Source organism: Dietzia sp. NPDC055340, assembly GCF_053645335.1.
The window spans coordinates 1-14,977 of the sequence record NZ_JBSHML010000012.1; the positions used below are offsets into that span (position 1 = coordinate 1).

Annotated in this window: 11 protein-coding genes; 7 read left to right on the forward strand and 4 right to left on the reverse strand. The window is 70.0% G+C overall.

Annotated features, from left to right (window positions below; translation table 11 throughout):
* Nucleotides 1–109: 109 nt before the first annotated feature.
* The 3 genes from catC to catA form a co-directional block, all read right to left on the reverse strand.
* Complete coding sequence (gene catC / locus ACWIFB_RS10365; RefSeq protein ID WP_454058195.1) at nucleotides 110–394, reverse strand: muconolactone Delta-isomerase; 285 nt, start codon at nucleotides 392–394, stop codon at nucleotides 110–112.
* A 73-nt stretch (nucleotides 395–467) separates the two neighbouring features.
* The gene (locus ACWIFB_RS10370) at nucleotides 468–1,589 is read right to left on the reverse strand and encodes a muconate/chloromuconate family cycloisomerase (RefSeq protein ID WP_454058196.1); all 1,122 of its coding nucleotides are present in this window, start codon (nucleotides 1,587–1,589) and stop codon (nucleotides 468–470) included.
* Between the two features lie 109 nt (nucleotides 1,590–1,698).
* On the reverse strand, nucleotides 1,699–2,565 hold the full coding sequence (gene catA / locus ACWIFB_RS10375; RefSeq protein ID WP_454058197.1) for a catechol 1,2-dioxygenase: 867 nt from the start codon (nucleotides 2,563–2,565) through the stop codon (nucleotides 1,699–1,701).
* A 348-nt stretch (nucleotides 2,566–2,913) separates the two neighbouring features.
* Between catA and benA the strand changes: the two genes are divergently transcribed.
* From benA to ACWIFB_RS10410, 7 genes are all read left to right on the forward strand, one after another.
* Nucleotides 2,914–4,329, forward strand: coding sequence for a benzoate 1,2-dioxygenase large subunit (gene benA, locus ACWIFB_RS10380; RefSeq protein WP_454058198.1), 1,416 nt, complete (start codon nucleotides 2,914–2,916; stop codon nucleotides 4,327–4,329).
* A gap of 32 nt (nucleotides 4,330–4,361) precedes the next feature.
* The gene (benB, locus tag ACWIFB_RS10385; protein WP_452099356.1) at nucleotides 4,362–4,871 is read left to right on the forward strand and encodes a benzoate 1,2-dioxygenase small subunit; all 510 of its coding nucleotides are present in this window, start codon (nucleotides 4,362–4,364) and stop codon (nucleotides 4,869–4,871) included.
* A gap of 97 nt (nucleotides 4,872–4,968) precedes the next feature.
* Nucleotides 4,969–6,957 carry a benzoate 1,2-dioxygenase electron transfer component BenC gene (gene benC, locus ACWIFB_RS10390; RefSeq protein WP_454058199.1) on the forward strand — a complete coding sequence of 663 codons (1,989 nt, stop codon included), beginning with the start codon at nucleotides 4,969–4,971 and terminating at the stop codon, nucleotides 6,955–6,957.
* Nucleotides 6,954–7,787: a 1,6-dihydroxycyclohexa-2,4-diene-1-carboxylate dehydrogenase gene (locus tag ACWIFB_RS10395; RefSeq protein WP_452099354.1), complete on the forward strand. Its 834-nt coding sequence runs from the start codon at nucleotides 6,954–6,956 to the stop codon at nucleotides 7,785–7,787. Before benC ends, ACWIFB_RS10395 begins: the two co-directional genes overlap by 4 nt.
* A 71-nt stretch (nucleotides 7,788–7,858) precedes the next feature.
* The gene (locus ACWIFB_RS10400; RefSeq protein WP_454058252.1) at nucleotides 7,859–9,319 is read left to right on the forward strand and encodes an MFS transporter; all 1,461 of its coding nucleotides are present in this window, start codon (nucleotides 7,859–7,861) and stop codon (nucleotides 9,317–9,319) included.
* A gap of 4 nt (nucleotides 9,320–9,323) precedes the next feature.
* Nucleotides 9,324–12,176 carry a LuxR C-terminal-related transcriptional regulator gene (locus ACWIFB_RS10405; RefSeq protein ID WP_454058200.1) on the forward strand — a complete coding sequence of 951 codons (2,853 nt, stop codon included), beginning with the start codon at nucleotides 9,324–9,326 and terminating at the stop codon, nucleotides 12,174–12,176.
* The gene (locus ACWIFB_RS10410) at nucleotides 12,173–13,441 is read left to right on the forward strand and encodes a benzoate/H(+) symporter BenE family transporter (RefSeq protein ID WP_454058201.1); all 1,269 of its coding nucleotides are present in this window, start codon (nucleotides 12,173–12,175) and stop codon (nucleotides 13,439–13,441) included. Before ACWIFB_RS10405 ends, ACWIFB_RS10410 begins: the two co-directional genes overlap by 4 nt.
* 129 nt (nucleotides 13,442–13,570) lie before the next feature.
* Here ACWIFB_RS10410 and clpX read toward each other — a convergent pair whose 3' ends face one another.
* A complete protein-coding gene (gene clpX, locus ACWIFB_RS10415; protein WP_230930828.1) occupies nucleotides 13,571–14,839 on the reverse strand; it encodes an ATP-dependent Clp protease ATP-binding subunit ClpX in 1,269 nt (422 codons plus the stop codon).
* Nucleotides 14,840–14,977: the final 138 nt, after the last annotated feature.

A 14,977-nucleotide genomic window follows, 5' to 3' on the forward strand; every position in this document is an offset into this window, starting at 1 on the left:
CCCCGCTCACTACCGCCGCGCCCGGCACCCGCTGTGGGTGCCGGCCTCGACGTCTCGATTGGCCCGGCGCGTCGGCGCCTGAGCGTGCGCCTGTGCGAGCTCCCTTACGTCAGTCGTCGACCCGCGACGGGTGACGGGTCAGCGCCATGACCTCCATGTCCATGTACGGGAAGAGGGGCAGCCCCTGGAGGATCTCGTGCAGTTCGTCGGCCGACTCCACGTCGAAGATGCTGATGTTGGAGTACTGGCCGACGATGCGCCAGAGCTCGCGCCATTTGCCGGAGCGCTGTAGCTCCTGGCTGTAGGCCTTCTCGCGGGCGACGGTCTCGGCGCGGACCTCCGGGTCCAGGTCGTGCGGAATATTGACGTCCATGCGTACGTGGAACAGTGCCATGTCGTTTCTCTCCTGGGGTTGAGCGGTGATGTCCGTCGGGGGTCGCGGCCCGTTCGGCCCGCGACCCGGGTGATCAGTGGCGGGTGAACTTCTCCACGGCGTCGTGGTCGAGCTCCACGCCCAGGCCCGGGCCCTCCGGCAGGTGCACGCGGCCGGCCTCGTAACGGATCGGGGTGGTCACGTACGTCTCGGCCAGCAGCAGCGGGCCGAACAACTCCGAGCCGTAGTTGAAGCCGGGCTCGGCGCATGCCAGGTGCAGCGAGGCCATCGTGCCGATGGGGCCCTCGAGCGAGGTCGCCGCGTGGCAGGCCACGCCCGCCGTGCGCGCGATGGCCACGACCTCCTTACTCCGGGTCAGGCCGCCGAGCTTGGTGGTCTTCACCGCGATGACGCCGGCGGCATCGCGTCGGACGATCTCGAGCGCGTCGTGCGGCGACTGCACGGACTCGTCGGCCATGAACTGCACCGGCAGCGTCTGGTTGAGCTCTGCCAGCACCTCGAACTGCTCGGTCGGCGTGGGCTGCTCGATGAGCTCGATACCCGCCTCCACCAGCGCCGGAAGGTGCACGTTGGCAGTGAAGCGGTCCCACCGGGCGTTGATGTCCACCCGAAGGCCGGCGCGGCCGTCGAGCCGCTCGGCGAGAGCGGCGATCCGGGCCACGTCCTCGGCCGGGTCCAGGGCGCCCATCTTCAGCTTGAAGGTGCGGTGGCGATCGGAGGCCATGAGCTCGTCGATCTCCTCGACCATCTCGTCCAGCGGCATCGCGCCGAGCGCCCAGGTGCATTCGATCGAGTCGCGGACCGCGCCGCCGAGCAGCGACCGGACGGGGACGTCGAGCGTGCGGGCCCAGGCGTCGAACATCGCGATCTCGAGGGCCGCCTTGGCGAACCGGCCGCGCGCGACCACGCCCTCCATCGCCTCGAGCACCGCCGGCACCTCGTCGACCCGACGCCCCACCGCGACCGGGGCGAGGTACTTCTCCACCAGCACCTGCATGGTCTCCGCGGACTCACCGCCCCACCATGGCCCGCCGGGGGTGACGCCCTCGCCGTAACCCACCACGCCGTCGTCGGTGGTCACCGACACGAGCAGGATCGACTGCCTGGTCGCGGTGGTGGTGGCGAACTTGTGCGGCCGGATCAGCGGGACGTCGAGAATGCGGGTCTCGACGGAACGGATGGTCATATCGGGCATGGATCGGTCCTCGTTTCGCTGCTGGCACCGACGCCCCGACCGCGTGTGGCGGCCGGGGCGGGCGGTGGGAAACCCCGTCACGGGGTCGTGGGTCGGGCGCGCGCCCTGATCAGGCGACGTACCGGGCGTCGGAGACCGGGTCGAGGACGAAGTCGTAGGTGACCTCGTCGACACCGGCCGCGTTCGGCTTCGGATCCAGGGTGAGCTCGGGCTTGACGGCGCCGGCGACGTCGTCGTCGACCCACTGACCGCCCTGGAAGTAGAGCTGCGTGGTGATGAGTCGCTTGCCCGGGGCGGTGACCTTGAGGTGCAGGTGCGCGGGACGCCACGGGTGGCCGTCGTAGCTGGCGATGAACTCGCCGGTCGGCCCGTCGTGGGGGATCTGGTACGGCGCGGGCTGGATCGTGGTGATCTCATAGTTGCCCTCGGCGTCGGTGGAGAAGGTGGCGCGCAGGTTCCACTCGGGAATGCCCATGCCGTCGTCGAACTGCGAGTAGTAGCCGTCGGAGTCGGCGTGCCAGAGCTCGACGCTCGCACCCTCGATGCCCTTACCGTCCAGGTCACGGACCTGGCCCTTGAACACCAGCGCGGTGCCCTTCTCGTCCTCGCGCATGGGCATGGTGCCCTTCGAGCCGAGGTTCGGGGCGCCCGGCACGTAGTAGGGACCCTCGATCGAACCCTTGGTGCCGGTGAAGATCCGGCTGTTGGAGTCCTCGATGAAATGCTCCAGGAAAACATCGAGCCACAGCGGCCACTCGCCGCCCTCGCCGACCTCGATGAGCCACTGCTTGAGGACGCGGTACTCGGCGTAGGTGACCTCGTGCTCGAAGATGACCTCGGACAGCTTGGTCAGGACGTCCTTGTAGATCGCGGCGGCACGCTCCTTCGATGTGTCCGAGCTGACTCGGTTGCCCTTGAACCTGTCGGTGGCTGCGCTGCCGGAGCCGGCGGCGGTGGGGACTGCGGTGGTGGACATGACGCTCCCTGGTGACGTGGGGGGTGAGGTGGATCGGAGCGGAGGGACCTCGCCTGGTCTCGGCGCTGTTTTCCGTCTGACCGATGTCCACACTGTGCCCCCGCGCATCTGTGTCGTCAATCACTGAATCTACAAACGTAGAACGCACATTGTGCGCATGTCGAACCGTAAAGGATCGTTTCCGCAGGTGGACGTGCGGAGATTGCGCGTGCGTTCGCCCACCGAACGCCGAGCACCTAGGCACGACTAGGCATTGCCCTAGTGTGACCCGACCCACAATTGGGCACTGTTGTGTGAAACCGGCAACAGGCCACCATCGGCCGGCCCCGACCACGCGAGGAGGATTCGATGTCGGAGCGACTCGATCACCTGCAGCACACCCTCGACACCGCTCTCGAGGACCGCCCCGAAGACGGCATCGTCCGCGCCAACCGTCGGATCTTCACCGACGAGGAGATCTTCGAACTCGAGATGAAGCACATCTTCGAGGGCAACTGGGTGTACCTGGCCCACGAGAGCCAGATCCCGGAGGTGGGCGACTACTTCACCACCGACATCGGTCGCCAGCCCGTGGTGATCACGCGCGGCAAGGACGGGGAGCTCAACCTCCTCGTCAACGCGTGCTCGCACCGCGGCGCGATGTTGTGCCGCCGCAAGACCGACAACCGCACGACCCTGACCTGCCCGTTCCACGGTTGGACGTTCTCCAACTCGGGCGAACTGCTCAAGGTCAAGGACCCCCGCGACGCCGGCTACCCGGAGCAGTTCAACTCCGGCGGCTCCCACGACCTGCGGCGCGTCGCCAAGTTCGCCAACTACCGCGGCTTCCTGTTCGGCAGCCTCAACCCGGACGTGCTGCCGATCGAAGAGCACCTGGGAGACAGCCGCACGATCATCGACATGATGGTCGACCAGTCCCCCGAGGGCCTTGAGGTGCTCCGCGGCTCGTCCACGTACACCTTCGACGGCAACTGGAAGCTCCAGGCCGAGAACGGCGCCGACGGCTACCACGTGTCGGCCACACACTGGAACTACGCAGCCACCACCGCCCGACGCGGCTCGGGCGAGTCCAAGAACGAGACCAAGGCCATGGACGCCGGGACCTGGGGCAAGCAGGGCGGCGGCTACTGGTCCTTCGACCATGGCCACCTGCTGCTGTGGATGTGGTGGGGCAACCCCGAGGACCGCCCGCTGTGGGAGCGGCGTCAGGAGCTGGCCGACCAGATCGGCACCAAGAAGGCCGAGTTCATGGTGGGCGCCTCGCGCAACCTGTGCCTGTACCCGAACGTGTACCTGATGGATCAGTTCTCCAGCCAGATCCGGCACTTCAAGCCGATCTCCGTGGACAAGACCGAGGTCACGATCTACTGCATCGCCCCCAAGGGCGAGAGCGCCGAGGCCCGCGCCGCGCGCATCCGCCAGTACGAGGACTTCTTCAACGCGACCGGCATGGCGACCCCGGACGACCTGGAGGAGTTCCGCTCCTGCCAGAAGACCTACCTCGCCGAGGCCGCCCCGTGGAACGACATGACCCGCGGCAGCACTCACCAGCTGAACGGCCCGGACGAGACCGCCCGCGGGCTCGGCATGAACAACGTGCTGTCCTCCGGCGCCAAGACCGAGGACGAGGGCCTGTACCCGGTCCAGCACGGCTACTGGCTCGAGACCATGCGTCGCGCCGTCGACGCGGAGGAGAAGCCCTCCGCGAAGGCCCCGGCCGCCAATGGCGTGACCGACCGCGCCGCAATCACCGCCGACGCCTGATCCCCGCCCACTACAGCGAGAAAGGACTGACCATGTCCGCACCTGCGACGGCGTCGATCACGGTCGACGAGATCTCCGCCTTCCTGTTCCGTGAAGCCCGGCTGCTCGATGACCGCCAGTTCGAGCAGTGGATCGAGTGCTACCGCGAGGACGCGATGTACTGGATGCCCGCCTGGGACGACGGCGGTGAGCTCACCACCGATCCGTACTCCGAGATCAGCCTGATCTTCTACCCCAACCGGGCTGGCATCGAGGACCGCGTGTTCCGGATCCGGACCGAGCGCTCCTCGGCCACGTCCCTACCCGAGCCGAGGACGAATCACCTCATCAGCAACATCGAGGTTCTCGAGCGCCGCCCGGGCGAGGTCGACATCCGCTTCAACTGGCTGTCGTCGTACTTCCGGTACAACACCACGGACCAGTACTTCGGCACCTCCTTCTACACGCTCGACGTGACCGGCGAGTCCCCGCTGATCACGTACAAGAAGGTCGTGCTGAAGAACGACTACATCCATCACATCGTCGACGTCTACATGGTGTGACCCACCCCGGCGCCGGCCCGGTCGTCTGCCGGGCCGGCCCCCTGACCAGGGGCCGCGCCTCAGCGGCCGATATCGCCAGTGACCAGGAGTGAAACCCATGAGCTTTAAGGTGGCCCTGAGCTTCGAGGACGGAGTGACGCGTTTCGTCAACTGCGGCCCGACGGAGACCGTCGCCGACGCCTCGTACAAGGCGCGGATCAACATCCCGCTCGATTGCCGTGACGGAGCCTGCGGCACCTGCAAGTCCCTCTGCGAGTCCGGCGAGTTCGACGGCGGCGACTACATCGACGACGCCCTCACCGAGGACGAGGCCGCGGCAGGCTACTGCCTGCCGTGTCAGATGGTCCCGACCTCCGACCTGGTGGTGCAGATCCCCACCACCTCGGACGTGGCCAAGACGACGGCCGCCGCGCACCCCGCCACGGTCACGGCCGTGGATCGGCTGGCCGAGGGTGCGTTCGCCCTGACCGTGGAGCTCGATGACCGCGCGGCCCTGGCGTTCCTGCCGGGCCAGTACGTGAACATCTCGGTCCCCGGCACCGACCAGACGCGTTCCTACTCCTTCTCCACCGGCGCCGACGCGGCCCGGCTGTCGTTCCTCATCAAGTACGCCGAGGGCGGCGCGATGTCGGAGTACCTCGCGCAGCGGTGCGCGATCGGCGACCGGCTGGAGCTGACCGGGCCGATGGGCTCGTTCTTCCTCCGCGAGTCGACCCGTCCCCTCCTGCTGCTCGCGGGCGGCACCGGCCTCGCGCCGGTCCTGTCGATCCTGGAGACCCTCGCGGCGGCCGGCACCACCGGCCGCCCGATCCACCTCGTCTACGGCACCTCCTTCGACACCGACGTGGTGTACACCGATCTGCTGGACGAGTACACGACCCGCATCCCGGGCATGACGTGGGACCTCGTCGTGGCCGACCCGGAGACCGTGCACCCCAACTCCGGCTATGTGACGAGCCTGATCACTCCGGATCACCTCCACGACGGCGCCGCCGACATCTACCTCTGCGGTCCTCCCCCGATGGTCGAGGCCGTACGCGGCCACCTGGACGCCGAGGGCCTGGAGGTCACGCACTTCTACTACGAGAAGTTCACCCCGGCCAGTGCGCCGGCCGGTGAGCAGGCCGCTCCGGCGGAGGAGGTCGCCGCTTCCGAGACCGGCGTCGTCGCCGCGGACGAAGGCGAGGTGGATGCCGTTCTCGTCGTCGACGCCCCGGTCGGCGAGTCCTCCCCCGCGGCGCCGGCGGCTCCCGCCCCGGCCACCGCACCCGTCACGCCCCTCCCGTCCGCCGGCGCGAAGCGCGTCTCGCGGCTGCCCGGCGACCCGATCCCCTCGATCGAAGCCCGCCCGCGCGGTTACACCCCGCCCGCCCCGGGTACCCACCCGGCCGTCGCCCACACGCCCGACACGCTCGCGGGGATCGCCGCGCGACCCGACGGCCACACCCCGCCCGCTCCCGGCCTGTTCCCCGCCCCGGGTGTTGTCGCCGAGCCCCGTGCGCCCATCGCCGCGCGTCCGGACGGGTACACCCCGCCGCCGGTCGCCCTCCCCACCGCGGCGACACAGGCGACCCCACGCTCGGAGACCATCACGTCCGGGCCCGGCGTCGTCAGCGGCGAGATCCACCCCGCGATCAGCCACTCGGACGCCCAGTTCGACGCCCGCATGGCGCTCGAGCTCGGCGTGGTCGAGTTGACCATGGGACGCCTCGACCGGGCGCGGCTGTCCGAGTTCCGGATGCTGGCCGAATCCGCCAACCAGTACATCGACGGCGACCGCTTCCTCGACCCGGAGAAGTTCACCGCCGCCAACTCCCAGTTCCACGAGTTCCTGTTCCGCTGCACCGGCAACGACTCGCTGCTGCAGGCCTACCGACTGCTGGAGGTGACGCAGGTGATGAACAGCGTCCTGCCGGACGCGCGCTGGGTGTCTCAGGACATCGTCCCCGAGCATCTCGAGATTGTCGACGCGTTCGAAACGGGCGACCGTGACGCGGCCCGCTACCTGATCCGGCGGCACACCGCGCACGCCAAGGCCACCATGCGGACCGCCATGGACCGTCAGGGGCTGGGGGCGGCGTCGTGAGCGCGCCCGTCGGCGAGCACGATGCCGTGCCCCCCGTCCTCTCGCCGGGCCGCTTCGCCGGCCGGTCGGTCCTCATCACCGGAGCCGTGCAGGGCATCGGCCGCGCGGTCGCAGACCGGGTCGTCCGCGAGGGCGGCGCCGTCACCGTGGTGGACCGCGCCGACCTCATCACCTCCGTCGCGGACGAGCTGACCACCGTCTCGCCGGAATCGATCCGGGTGACACCTGTAGAGGCCGACCTCGAGACCTTCGAAGGGGCGCGGGCCGCAGCCGACGCCGCGCTGACGGCGCACGGCCGGATCGACGTGCTCATCAACAACGTGGGCGGCACGATCTGGGCGCGCCCGTACCACGAGTACTCCGCCGACCAGATCGAGGCGGAGGTACAGCGCTCGCTGTTCCCGACGCTGTGGATGTGCCGCGCCGTGCTGCCAGACATGGTCGACCGCGGTGCCGGCACGATCGTCAACGTCTCCTCCGTGGCCACGCGCGGTGTCAACCGCGTGCCGTACGCGGCGGCCAAGGGGGGTGTCAACGGGCTGACCTCGGCCCTCGCGCTCGAGGCCGCACCCCACGGGGTCCGGGTGGTGGCCACCGCCCCCGGCGGCACGCTCGCCCCCGAGCGTCGGATCTCCCGCGGCGGTGACGCCCGCACCGAGCAGGAGAAGGCCTGGTACTCGCAGATCGTCGACCAGACCGTCGAGTCCACCGCGCTGGGCCGCTACGGAACGCTGCACGAGCAGGCCGCGCCCATCTGCTTCCTCGCCTCGGACGAGGCCTCCTACATCACCGGATCAGTCCTGCCCGTCGCCGGTGGCGACCAGGGCTGACGCCTCCCACCCCGACCCGGGCCGTAGCCCTGCCCTCCCCGTACCCCACCGAACGGAGCTCTTCCGTGTCCATCGCCCCTGCCCAGCCTGTGTGGGAGTCCCCGGCGCATCGGCGCACCGTGTACGGCGTGCTCGCCGTGGTGGCGCTGACCATCCTGTTCGACGGCTACGACCTCGTCGTCTACGGTGCCGTGCTGCCGACCCTGATGAACGACCCTTCGCAGATCGGCGCGCTCGGTGCGGCCCAGGCCGGTGCTCTCGGCTCGTACGCGTTGGTCGGCGTGATGATCGGCGCGCTCAGCGCCGGTGCGATCGGTGACCGGATCGGCCGACGCAGGATCATTCTCGGCGCGGTCGCCTGGTTCTCGGTCGGTATGGCCGCCACCGCCCTGGCGCGGGATATCACGACGTTCGGCATCCTGCGCCTGCTCACCGGTGTCGGGATCGGTGCGATCGTGGCGACCGCAGGCGCGGTGATCGCCGAGTTCGCGCCCGCCGGGCGACGGAACCTGTTCAACGCCGTGGTCTACAGCGGCATCCCCGCCGGTGGTGTGGTCGCCTCGGCACTGGCGATGATCCTGCGCGACCACATCGGGTGGCGCGGGCTGTTCCTCATCGGCGCGCTGCCACTGGTGGCGGTGCTGCCGTACGCGTGGTTCGCGCTCCCGGAGTCGCCGCGGTGGTTGGCCTCCCGTGGCCGTGTCGAGCGCGCCCGCACGGTGTGCGACGCCTACGGTCTGCCGCGGGCGATGGCCGTGGTCGAGGCACCCGGCGCCGTGGAGCCGGCCGCACCCGGGAGCGACGACGACAACGCGCCCACCCGGGCCCGTTCACGTACCGGCTTCGCCGCCCTGCTGTCCCCCGACTACCGATTCGGCACGCTCCTGCTGGGGTTCATGAGCTTCGCCGGCCTGCTGCTGACCTACGGACTCAACACGTGGCTACCGACGATCATGAAGACCTACGGTGTCGACGCCACGAGCTCGCTCGGCTTCCTGCTGGTCCTCAACGGCGGTGCGATCATCGGCGGCCTGGCCGCCTCGTGGCTCGCTGACCGTCACGGCCCGCGCGTGATCGTGGCCTGCTCGTTCGTCCTGGCCGCACTGGCATTGGTCGTGATCACCATCTCCCCCCCGTTCGCGCTCATGGTGCTGCTCGTGGCGGCGGCCGGGATGGGCACGATCGGCACCCAGGTGTTGCTGTACGGCTTCGTCTCCAACTACTACGAGACGGGTGCCCGCGCGGCGGGGGTGGCCTGGTGTGCCGGCTTCGGTCGCCTCGGCGGCATCCTGGGGCCGGTCATTGGCGGGCTGCTCGTCGCCGGTGGTCTCCGGGCGGAGACCTCGTTCCTGGTGTTCGGCGGTATCGCGCTGGTCGGCGCCGGCCTGACCCTGGCCGTCCCGCGATCGCCGGTCACGGAGGAGCCGGCGGCCCCCGCCGAGCCCGAGGCGCCGCTGGTATTCGAGCCCGGGACCGCATCGGTCGACTCTGTCGCGACACCGGACTCGCGGTCGGAGTCGACCCTAGGCTGACGGAATGACCACCTCCCTCCCGCGTCACAGCCGCCACCGCGCCGTGGACCGTCTCCGGGCGATCCACGGCGCGGTGGCGCGCTCGACCTCCTCGATCGTCGTGGTGTCCGCCACCGACGGCGGCGGCAAGAGTCATCTCGTCGACTCCGTGCTCGTCCAGCTGACCGGCATCACCGCGGTGCTGGTCCGGGCTCTGCCGTGGGAGAAAGACGCGCGATGGGTGGTGGCGGCCCGCGTCCTGGACCGGCTGCCACGGCCGGAGGCCGATCTGCCGCGTCGGCCCGAGCCCGGCTTCGATCCCCCTGCCACCGAGCAGCCGGAGTCCGACTCGCCCGGTGACGCACCCGGGGGCGCGCCTGGCGGATTCGCCGTCCTTGTCGACGCCCTGGCGCGCGCTCTCACCGCCGCCGGTCCCGGCACGGTCATCGTGATCGACGATGCCGAGTACTGCGATCCCGACTCCCTGCGGGTGCTCGCCTCGGCACTGGAGGCGGCCGGCCCGACCCCGGTGCTGCTCGTCGTCACCCTCGGAAGCCCCGCCCGCGGCCCGTCCGCGACGCTGTGCGCACAGCTCGCCCGGGAGACGGTGCGCCTGGGCCCACTCGATCAGTCCGAGATCCGCGAACTGGTGGCCACCCGGACAGGCCGGGAACCCTCCGCCGCCGCGGCCCGTCAACTGCTCGAGTTCACCGGTGGCGAGGCGGGAGCGGTGGCGACGGTGGTCGACGAGGCCCCCGACTCGTGGTGGGGGTCCCCGTTCTCCGTGCCTCCCCTACCCGCCTCCGTCGAGCGGGAGACCGTCGCGCTGCTCGCCGATATGGACCCCGACCAGCGCGCTGTACTGGAGGCCGCCGCGGTGCTCGCGCCGCCGGTCACGCTCACCTCCCTGGCCGCCCTCATCACCGCGCGGACGGGGAGCACCCCGAACGAGGCCGTGGTCTCGTCCGCGCTCGACGCCGCCCACGAGGCCGGCCTGATGCGGATGGACCTGTCCCCAGGTGCCGCCGGGATCCTCTTCCGCTCGCCCCTCCTGCGCACGTCGGTGCTGCGCAGCCTCGCGCCGAGCCTCCTGCTGGAACTACACACACTGGCAGCCGGCGTGGCCGAACAGCTCCACGACACAGACGCGGCGCTGGACCACCGCGCGTCGGCGTCGACCGGGCCGGACCCGGACCTGTCCGAGAACCTGCGCATCCGCGCGCTCGAGCACGCCCGCGCCGGCCACTGGAGCGACGCGGGCCGGGCTTTCCTCACCGCTGCGGCGCTCAATCCAGATGCCGATGCCGCACGCGAGCTGCACGTCGACGGAATCGACGCGCTCATCAACTCCGGGCGGATCAGCGAGGCCCGCGCCCTGTCCCACGCACTCGAGCGGGTACGCAAGAACGCTCGGCGCGACGCCGTCCTGGGGTCGCTCGCTCTGCATCTCGGCCACGCCCGTGAGGCAGAGGCCCAGCTGGGCCGCGCCCTCACCGCCGGTGCGGACAAGGACCCGCACGCACCGGCAGAGCCGTCCGTCGCGCTCGCACTCGCGCAGAAGTACGTCGTCCACTCACTGTGCGAATGGCGTCCCGACCGGATCCGGCACTGGGCGGCGGTGGTCATCTCCAGCCCCGCCCGGGACCGCCCCGAGATCGAGGAGGCCCGCGCCGTCGAACTGCTGGGCAGTGCGATCGACGGCGGGACCTATACCGGCCCCGCGATCGATGACCGGCTGGCCGGGCTCGCCCCGGCCGTGGCCCAGCGCTTCGAGATGGCGACAGGCTGGATCGCCCTGGCCCGCGACGATCTCGAGACCGCCCGCCGGCACCTCGGCTCGGCCGTCCCGACCGCCGATGTCTCCGGCTCGGCCCGCATTTCGCTTTTCGCCCAAGCATGGCTCGCCCGGACGCTCACGATCCGCGGGGAGTGGGACGACGCCCTGCGGGTGGTCGATACCGCCGCCCGACGAGTCGATGATCTGGAACTGGATCTGCTCGCCCCTGTCATCCACTGGTCCGGCGCCGTCATCCGCTCGATGCGCGGCGACCACCTCGGGGCCGCCGCCCACCTGCGCAGCCTAACCACCAGCAGCGACGCCTACCCCATGCAGATCATCCCGTCTGCGATGGCCCGCATGCAGGTGGCCGCCGCGAGCGGCGACTACACGTCCGTCCGGCTGGCCGCCGAGCCGATCGTCTCGCTGTCCCATGCGATGGACATCGATCAGCCCGGGTTCTGGCCCTGGCACGACCTGTACGCCCACGCCCTCGTGCTGGGCGGCAGGCTGGACGAGGCCGAGGGGCTCATCGGCCCCTCGGAATCCCGGGCCGAGGCCCAGGGGCACCGCTCCACCCTCGCCCGTCTCGGCGCCGTCCGCGCCCGCATCGCCGCGGTACGTGGGGACGTCGACGAGTGCAATCGGATCTTCCGGCGCAGCCTCGAGCACCTCGACGGCCTGGCGATGCCCTACTACTCGGCGCGCATGCACTTCGGCTATGGGCAGACCCTGCGCCGGGCGGGACGACGTCGTGAGGCGCACCTGGCGCTGGGTACCGCCCGCGACATCTACGAGCAGCTCGGCGCCCGCGCATACGTGGAGCGGTGCGACCGCGAACGCCGCGCCGGTGGCGTGGACGTCACCCGCACCGGCGGGAACAGCACGCTGACCCCTCAGGAGCGGGCCGTGGCAACGCTAGTGGCGGACGGCCGCACCAACGCCCAGGCCGCCGAGGAACTGTTCCTGTCCGTCAAGACCGTGCAGTACCACCTGACCCGCATCTACTCGAAGCTCGGCATCAGCGGCCGGACCGAACTCGCGGTCTACGTCTCGCGCAACGCCGAGCCCTTCAGACCCGACCCCCCGGGAGACCAATGAGTAACCGCCCCGACGTCCGCACGCCCGGAACCCCCACCGGTGTGTCCACCGGGGAGAACGACCCGGACGCCCCGCCCGGCCGGCCCTCGCCCCGTCAGGTCCTCACCGATCTCGGCCCCCGCGAGTTCGCCAACGCCCTCATCGCGCTCATCTTCTCCGCGACCGGCCCCGTGGCGGTCATCCTCACCGCAGGCGCCCAGGGCGGACTCTCCCCCGCGCAGCTGTCGTCGTGGATCTTCGGCGTGTTCTTCGCCAACGGACTGCTCACGATCCTCATGAGCTGGGTCTACCGCACCCCGCTCGCGTTCTTCTGGACCATCCCCGGCACCGTGATCGTCGGAAACTCCCTCGGACACCTGGGCTGGTCCGAGGTCCTCGGCGCATACGTGGTGACGGGTCTGCTGATCGTGGCGGTCGGCCTGTCAGGGCTCGCCCGACGGCTCATGGACTGGATCCCCATGCCGATCATCATGGCGATGGTCGCCGGTGTCTTCCTCCAGTTCGGGCTCGGACTGGTCGACGCCGTGTGGACCTCCCTGACTGTGGCCCTGCCGATGGCGATGGCCTTCGTCGTCGTCGGCGCAGTACCTCGGCTCGCCCGGGTCTTCCCCCCGATCCTCGCGGCGATGGTCGCCGGGATCATCGCCGTGGTCCTGACCGGCGGCCTGTCCCGCGGGGTACTCGACGGAGGCCTCGTGGCAGCCCCCGTGTTCCAGGCACCCGAGTTCACCCTCCGCGCGATCACCGAACTGGTGGTCCCGCTCGCCATCACCGTGCTGGTGGTGCAGAACGGCCAGGGCATCGCCGTCCTGCGCGGCCGCGGCCATCACCCGCCGGTGTCCGCGTGTGCCACCGCCTCCGGCGTGTGGTCGCTTCTGGTCGCCTCCATCGGCGCCGTCTCCACATGCCTGACCGGCCCGACCAACGCGTTGCTCGTGTCCTCCGGCGAGCGCGAGCGCCACTACGCGGCCGCGATCGCGAACGGCGCGCTGGCGCTGGTCGTGGGCATCCTCTCGCCGGCGTTCGTCGGGCTCATCCTGGGCACCCCCGCCGCGTTCATCGCGGCCCTCGGCGGGCTGGCGATGCTCGCCCCACTCCAGGGGGCGTTCGTCACCGCGTTCCGGACCGACCGCGCACTCGGCCCCCTCATCTGCTTCCTGGTGACTGTCGCCGACGTCTCGCTGATGGGCATCTCGGCGCCGTTCTGGGGCATCGTCCTGGGCATGCTCGTGACCGCACTGCTCGAACGCCGTTCGATGTCCTGACGGCCTGCCGCGGGACGGGCTGTTCGGGGATGTCGGCCGTCTACGCTCCCCGGGGGACAACCCGGAAATGACCCGGGCCGCCCCGCGATGCGGGACGGCCTGGGTCGCTGGTGTGTGACGCGCAGCTGACTACGCGGACCTCTCGCGCGGCTCCTCGTCGGAGACCGGCACGATGGTGGGCAGGACATTGTCTCGGACCGTCTCGCCACTGACCACGACGCGGGCCACATCGTCGCGACCGGGAATGTCGTACATCACCGGGAGGAGGACCTCCTCCATGATCGCGCGCAGGCCGCGGGCACCGGTGCCGCGCAGGATCGCCTGATCGGCCACGGCCTCGAGTGCGTCCTGGGTGAACTCGAGCTCCACGCCGTCCATCTCGAACAGCCGGGCGTACTGCTTGACCAGCGCGTTCTTGGGCTCGGCGAGGATGTTGACGAGCGCCTCGCGGTCCAGGCTCGTGACGGTGGCGACCACCGGCAACCGGCCGATGAACTCCGGGATTAGACCGAACTTGACCAGGTCCTCCGGCATGACCTCGGAGAAGTTGGCCGTGGTGTCGAGCTCGTTCTTGCTCGCGACCTCGGCTCCGAAACCCAGACCCTTGCGGCCCACACGGTCGCCGACGATCTTCTCCAGCCCCTGGAACGCACCGGCCACGATGAACAACACGTTGGACGTGTCGATCTGGATGAACTCCTGGTGCGGGTGCTTGCGACCGCCCTGCGGCGGCACCGAGGCCTGCGTGCCCTCGAGGATCTTCAGCAGCGCCTGCTGGACGCCCTCACCGGAGACGTCACGGGTGATCGACGGGTTCTCGGCCTTGCGGGCGATCTTGTCGACCTCGTCGATGTAGATGATGCCCATCTCGGCGCGCTTGGTGTCGTAATCCGCGGCCTGGATGAGCTTGAGCAGGATGTTCTCGACATCCTCGCCCACGTAGCCGGCCTCCGTCAGCGCGGTGGCGTCGGCGATCGCGAACGGAACGTTGAGCATCTTGGCCAGCGTCTGCGCGAGGTACGTCTTGCCACAGCCCGTGGGGCCCAGCATCAGGATGTTGGACTTGGCCAACTCGACGCTGTCCCCGCGGCCGAGGGTCGCCCCCACGCGGATGCGCTTGTAATGGTTGTAGACAGCCACGGCCAGGTTCCGCTTCGCGGCATCCTGTCCCACCACGTACTCGTCGAGGAACGAGTGGATCTCCGCCGGCTTGGGCAACTCCTCCAAGCCGGACTCCTGCGCGTCCTCGACCTCGGATTCGATGATCTCGTTGCACAGCTCGATGCACTCGTCGCAGATGTAGACCCCGGGACCGGCGATCAGCTTCTTGACCTGCTTCTGACTCTTCCCACAGAAGGAGCACTTCAACAGGTCGCCGCTCTCACCCACACGTGCCATGAGTTCTACGTCCTCGCAATCCAGGGGCGCCGATGCACGCCCCCACGTCGACGGTACGCGCAGCAGACCGAAAAGCCGACCCCTGCGCGGTCAGTTCATTGCACCCGACGGCGCGCCGCTACCCGTAGCGGCGCGCCG

What these genes read in the sequence shown, in the direction of transcription:
- ACWIFB_RS10410 (WP_454058201.1), top strand. Translation starts at nt 12,173, where the DNA reads ATGAGTAACCGCCCCGACGTCCGCACGCCCGGAACCCCCACCGGTGTG.
- ACWIFB_RS10370 (WP_454058196.1), bottom strand. Translation starts at nt 1,589, where the DNA reads ATGCCCGATATGACCATCCGTTCCGTCGAGACCCGCATTCTCGACGTC.
- benC (WP_454058199.1), top strand. Translation starts at nt 4,969, where the DNA reads ATGAGCTTTAAGGTGGCCCTGAGCTTCGAGGACGGAGTGACGCGTTTC.
- benB (WP_452099356.1), top strand. Translation starts at nt 4,362, where the DNA reads ATGTCCGCACCTGCGACGGCGTCGATCACGGTCGACGAGATCTCCGCC.
- catC (WP_454058195.1), bottom strand. Translation starts at nt 394, where the DNA reads ATGGCACTGTTCCACGTACGCATGGACGTCAATATTCCGCACGACCTG.
- ACWIFB_RS10405 (WP_454058200.1), top strand. Translation starts at nt 9,324, where the DNA reads ATGACCACCTCCCTCCCGCGTCACAGCCGCCACCGCGCCGTGGACCGT.
- catA (WP_454058197.1), bottom strand. Translation starts at nt 2,565, where the DNA reads ATGTCCACCACCGCAGTCCCCACCGCCGCCGGCTCCGGCAGCGCAGCC.
- benA (WP_454058198.1), top strand. Translation starts at nt 2,914, where the DNA reads ATGTCGGAGCGACTCGATCACCTGCAGCACACCCTCGACACCGCTCTC.
- clpX (WP_230930828.1), bottom strand. Translation starts at nt 14,839, where the DNA reads ATGGCACGTGTGGGTGAGAGCGGCGACCTGTTGAAGTGCTCCTTCTGT.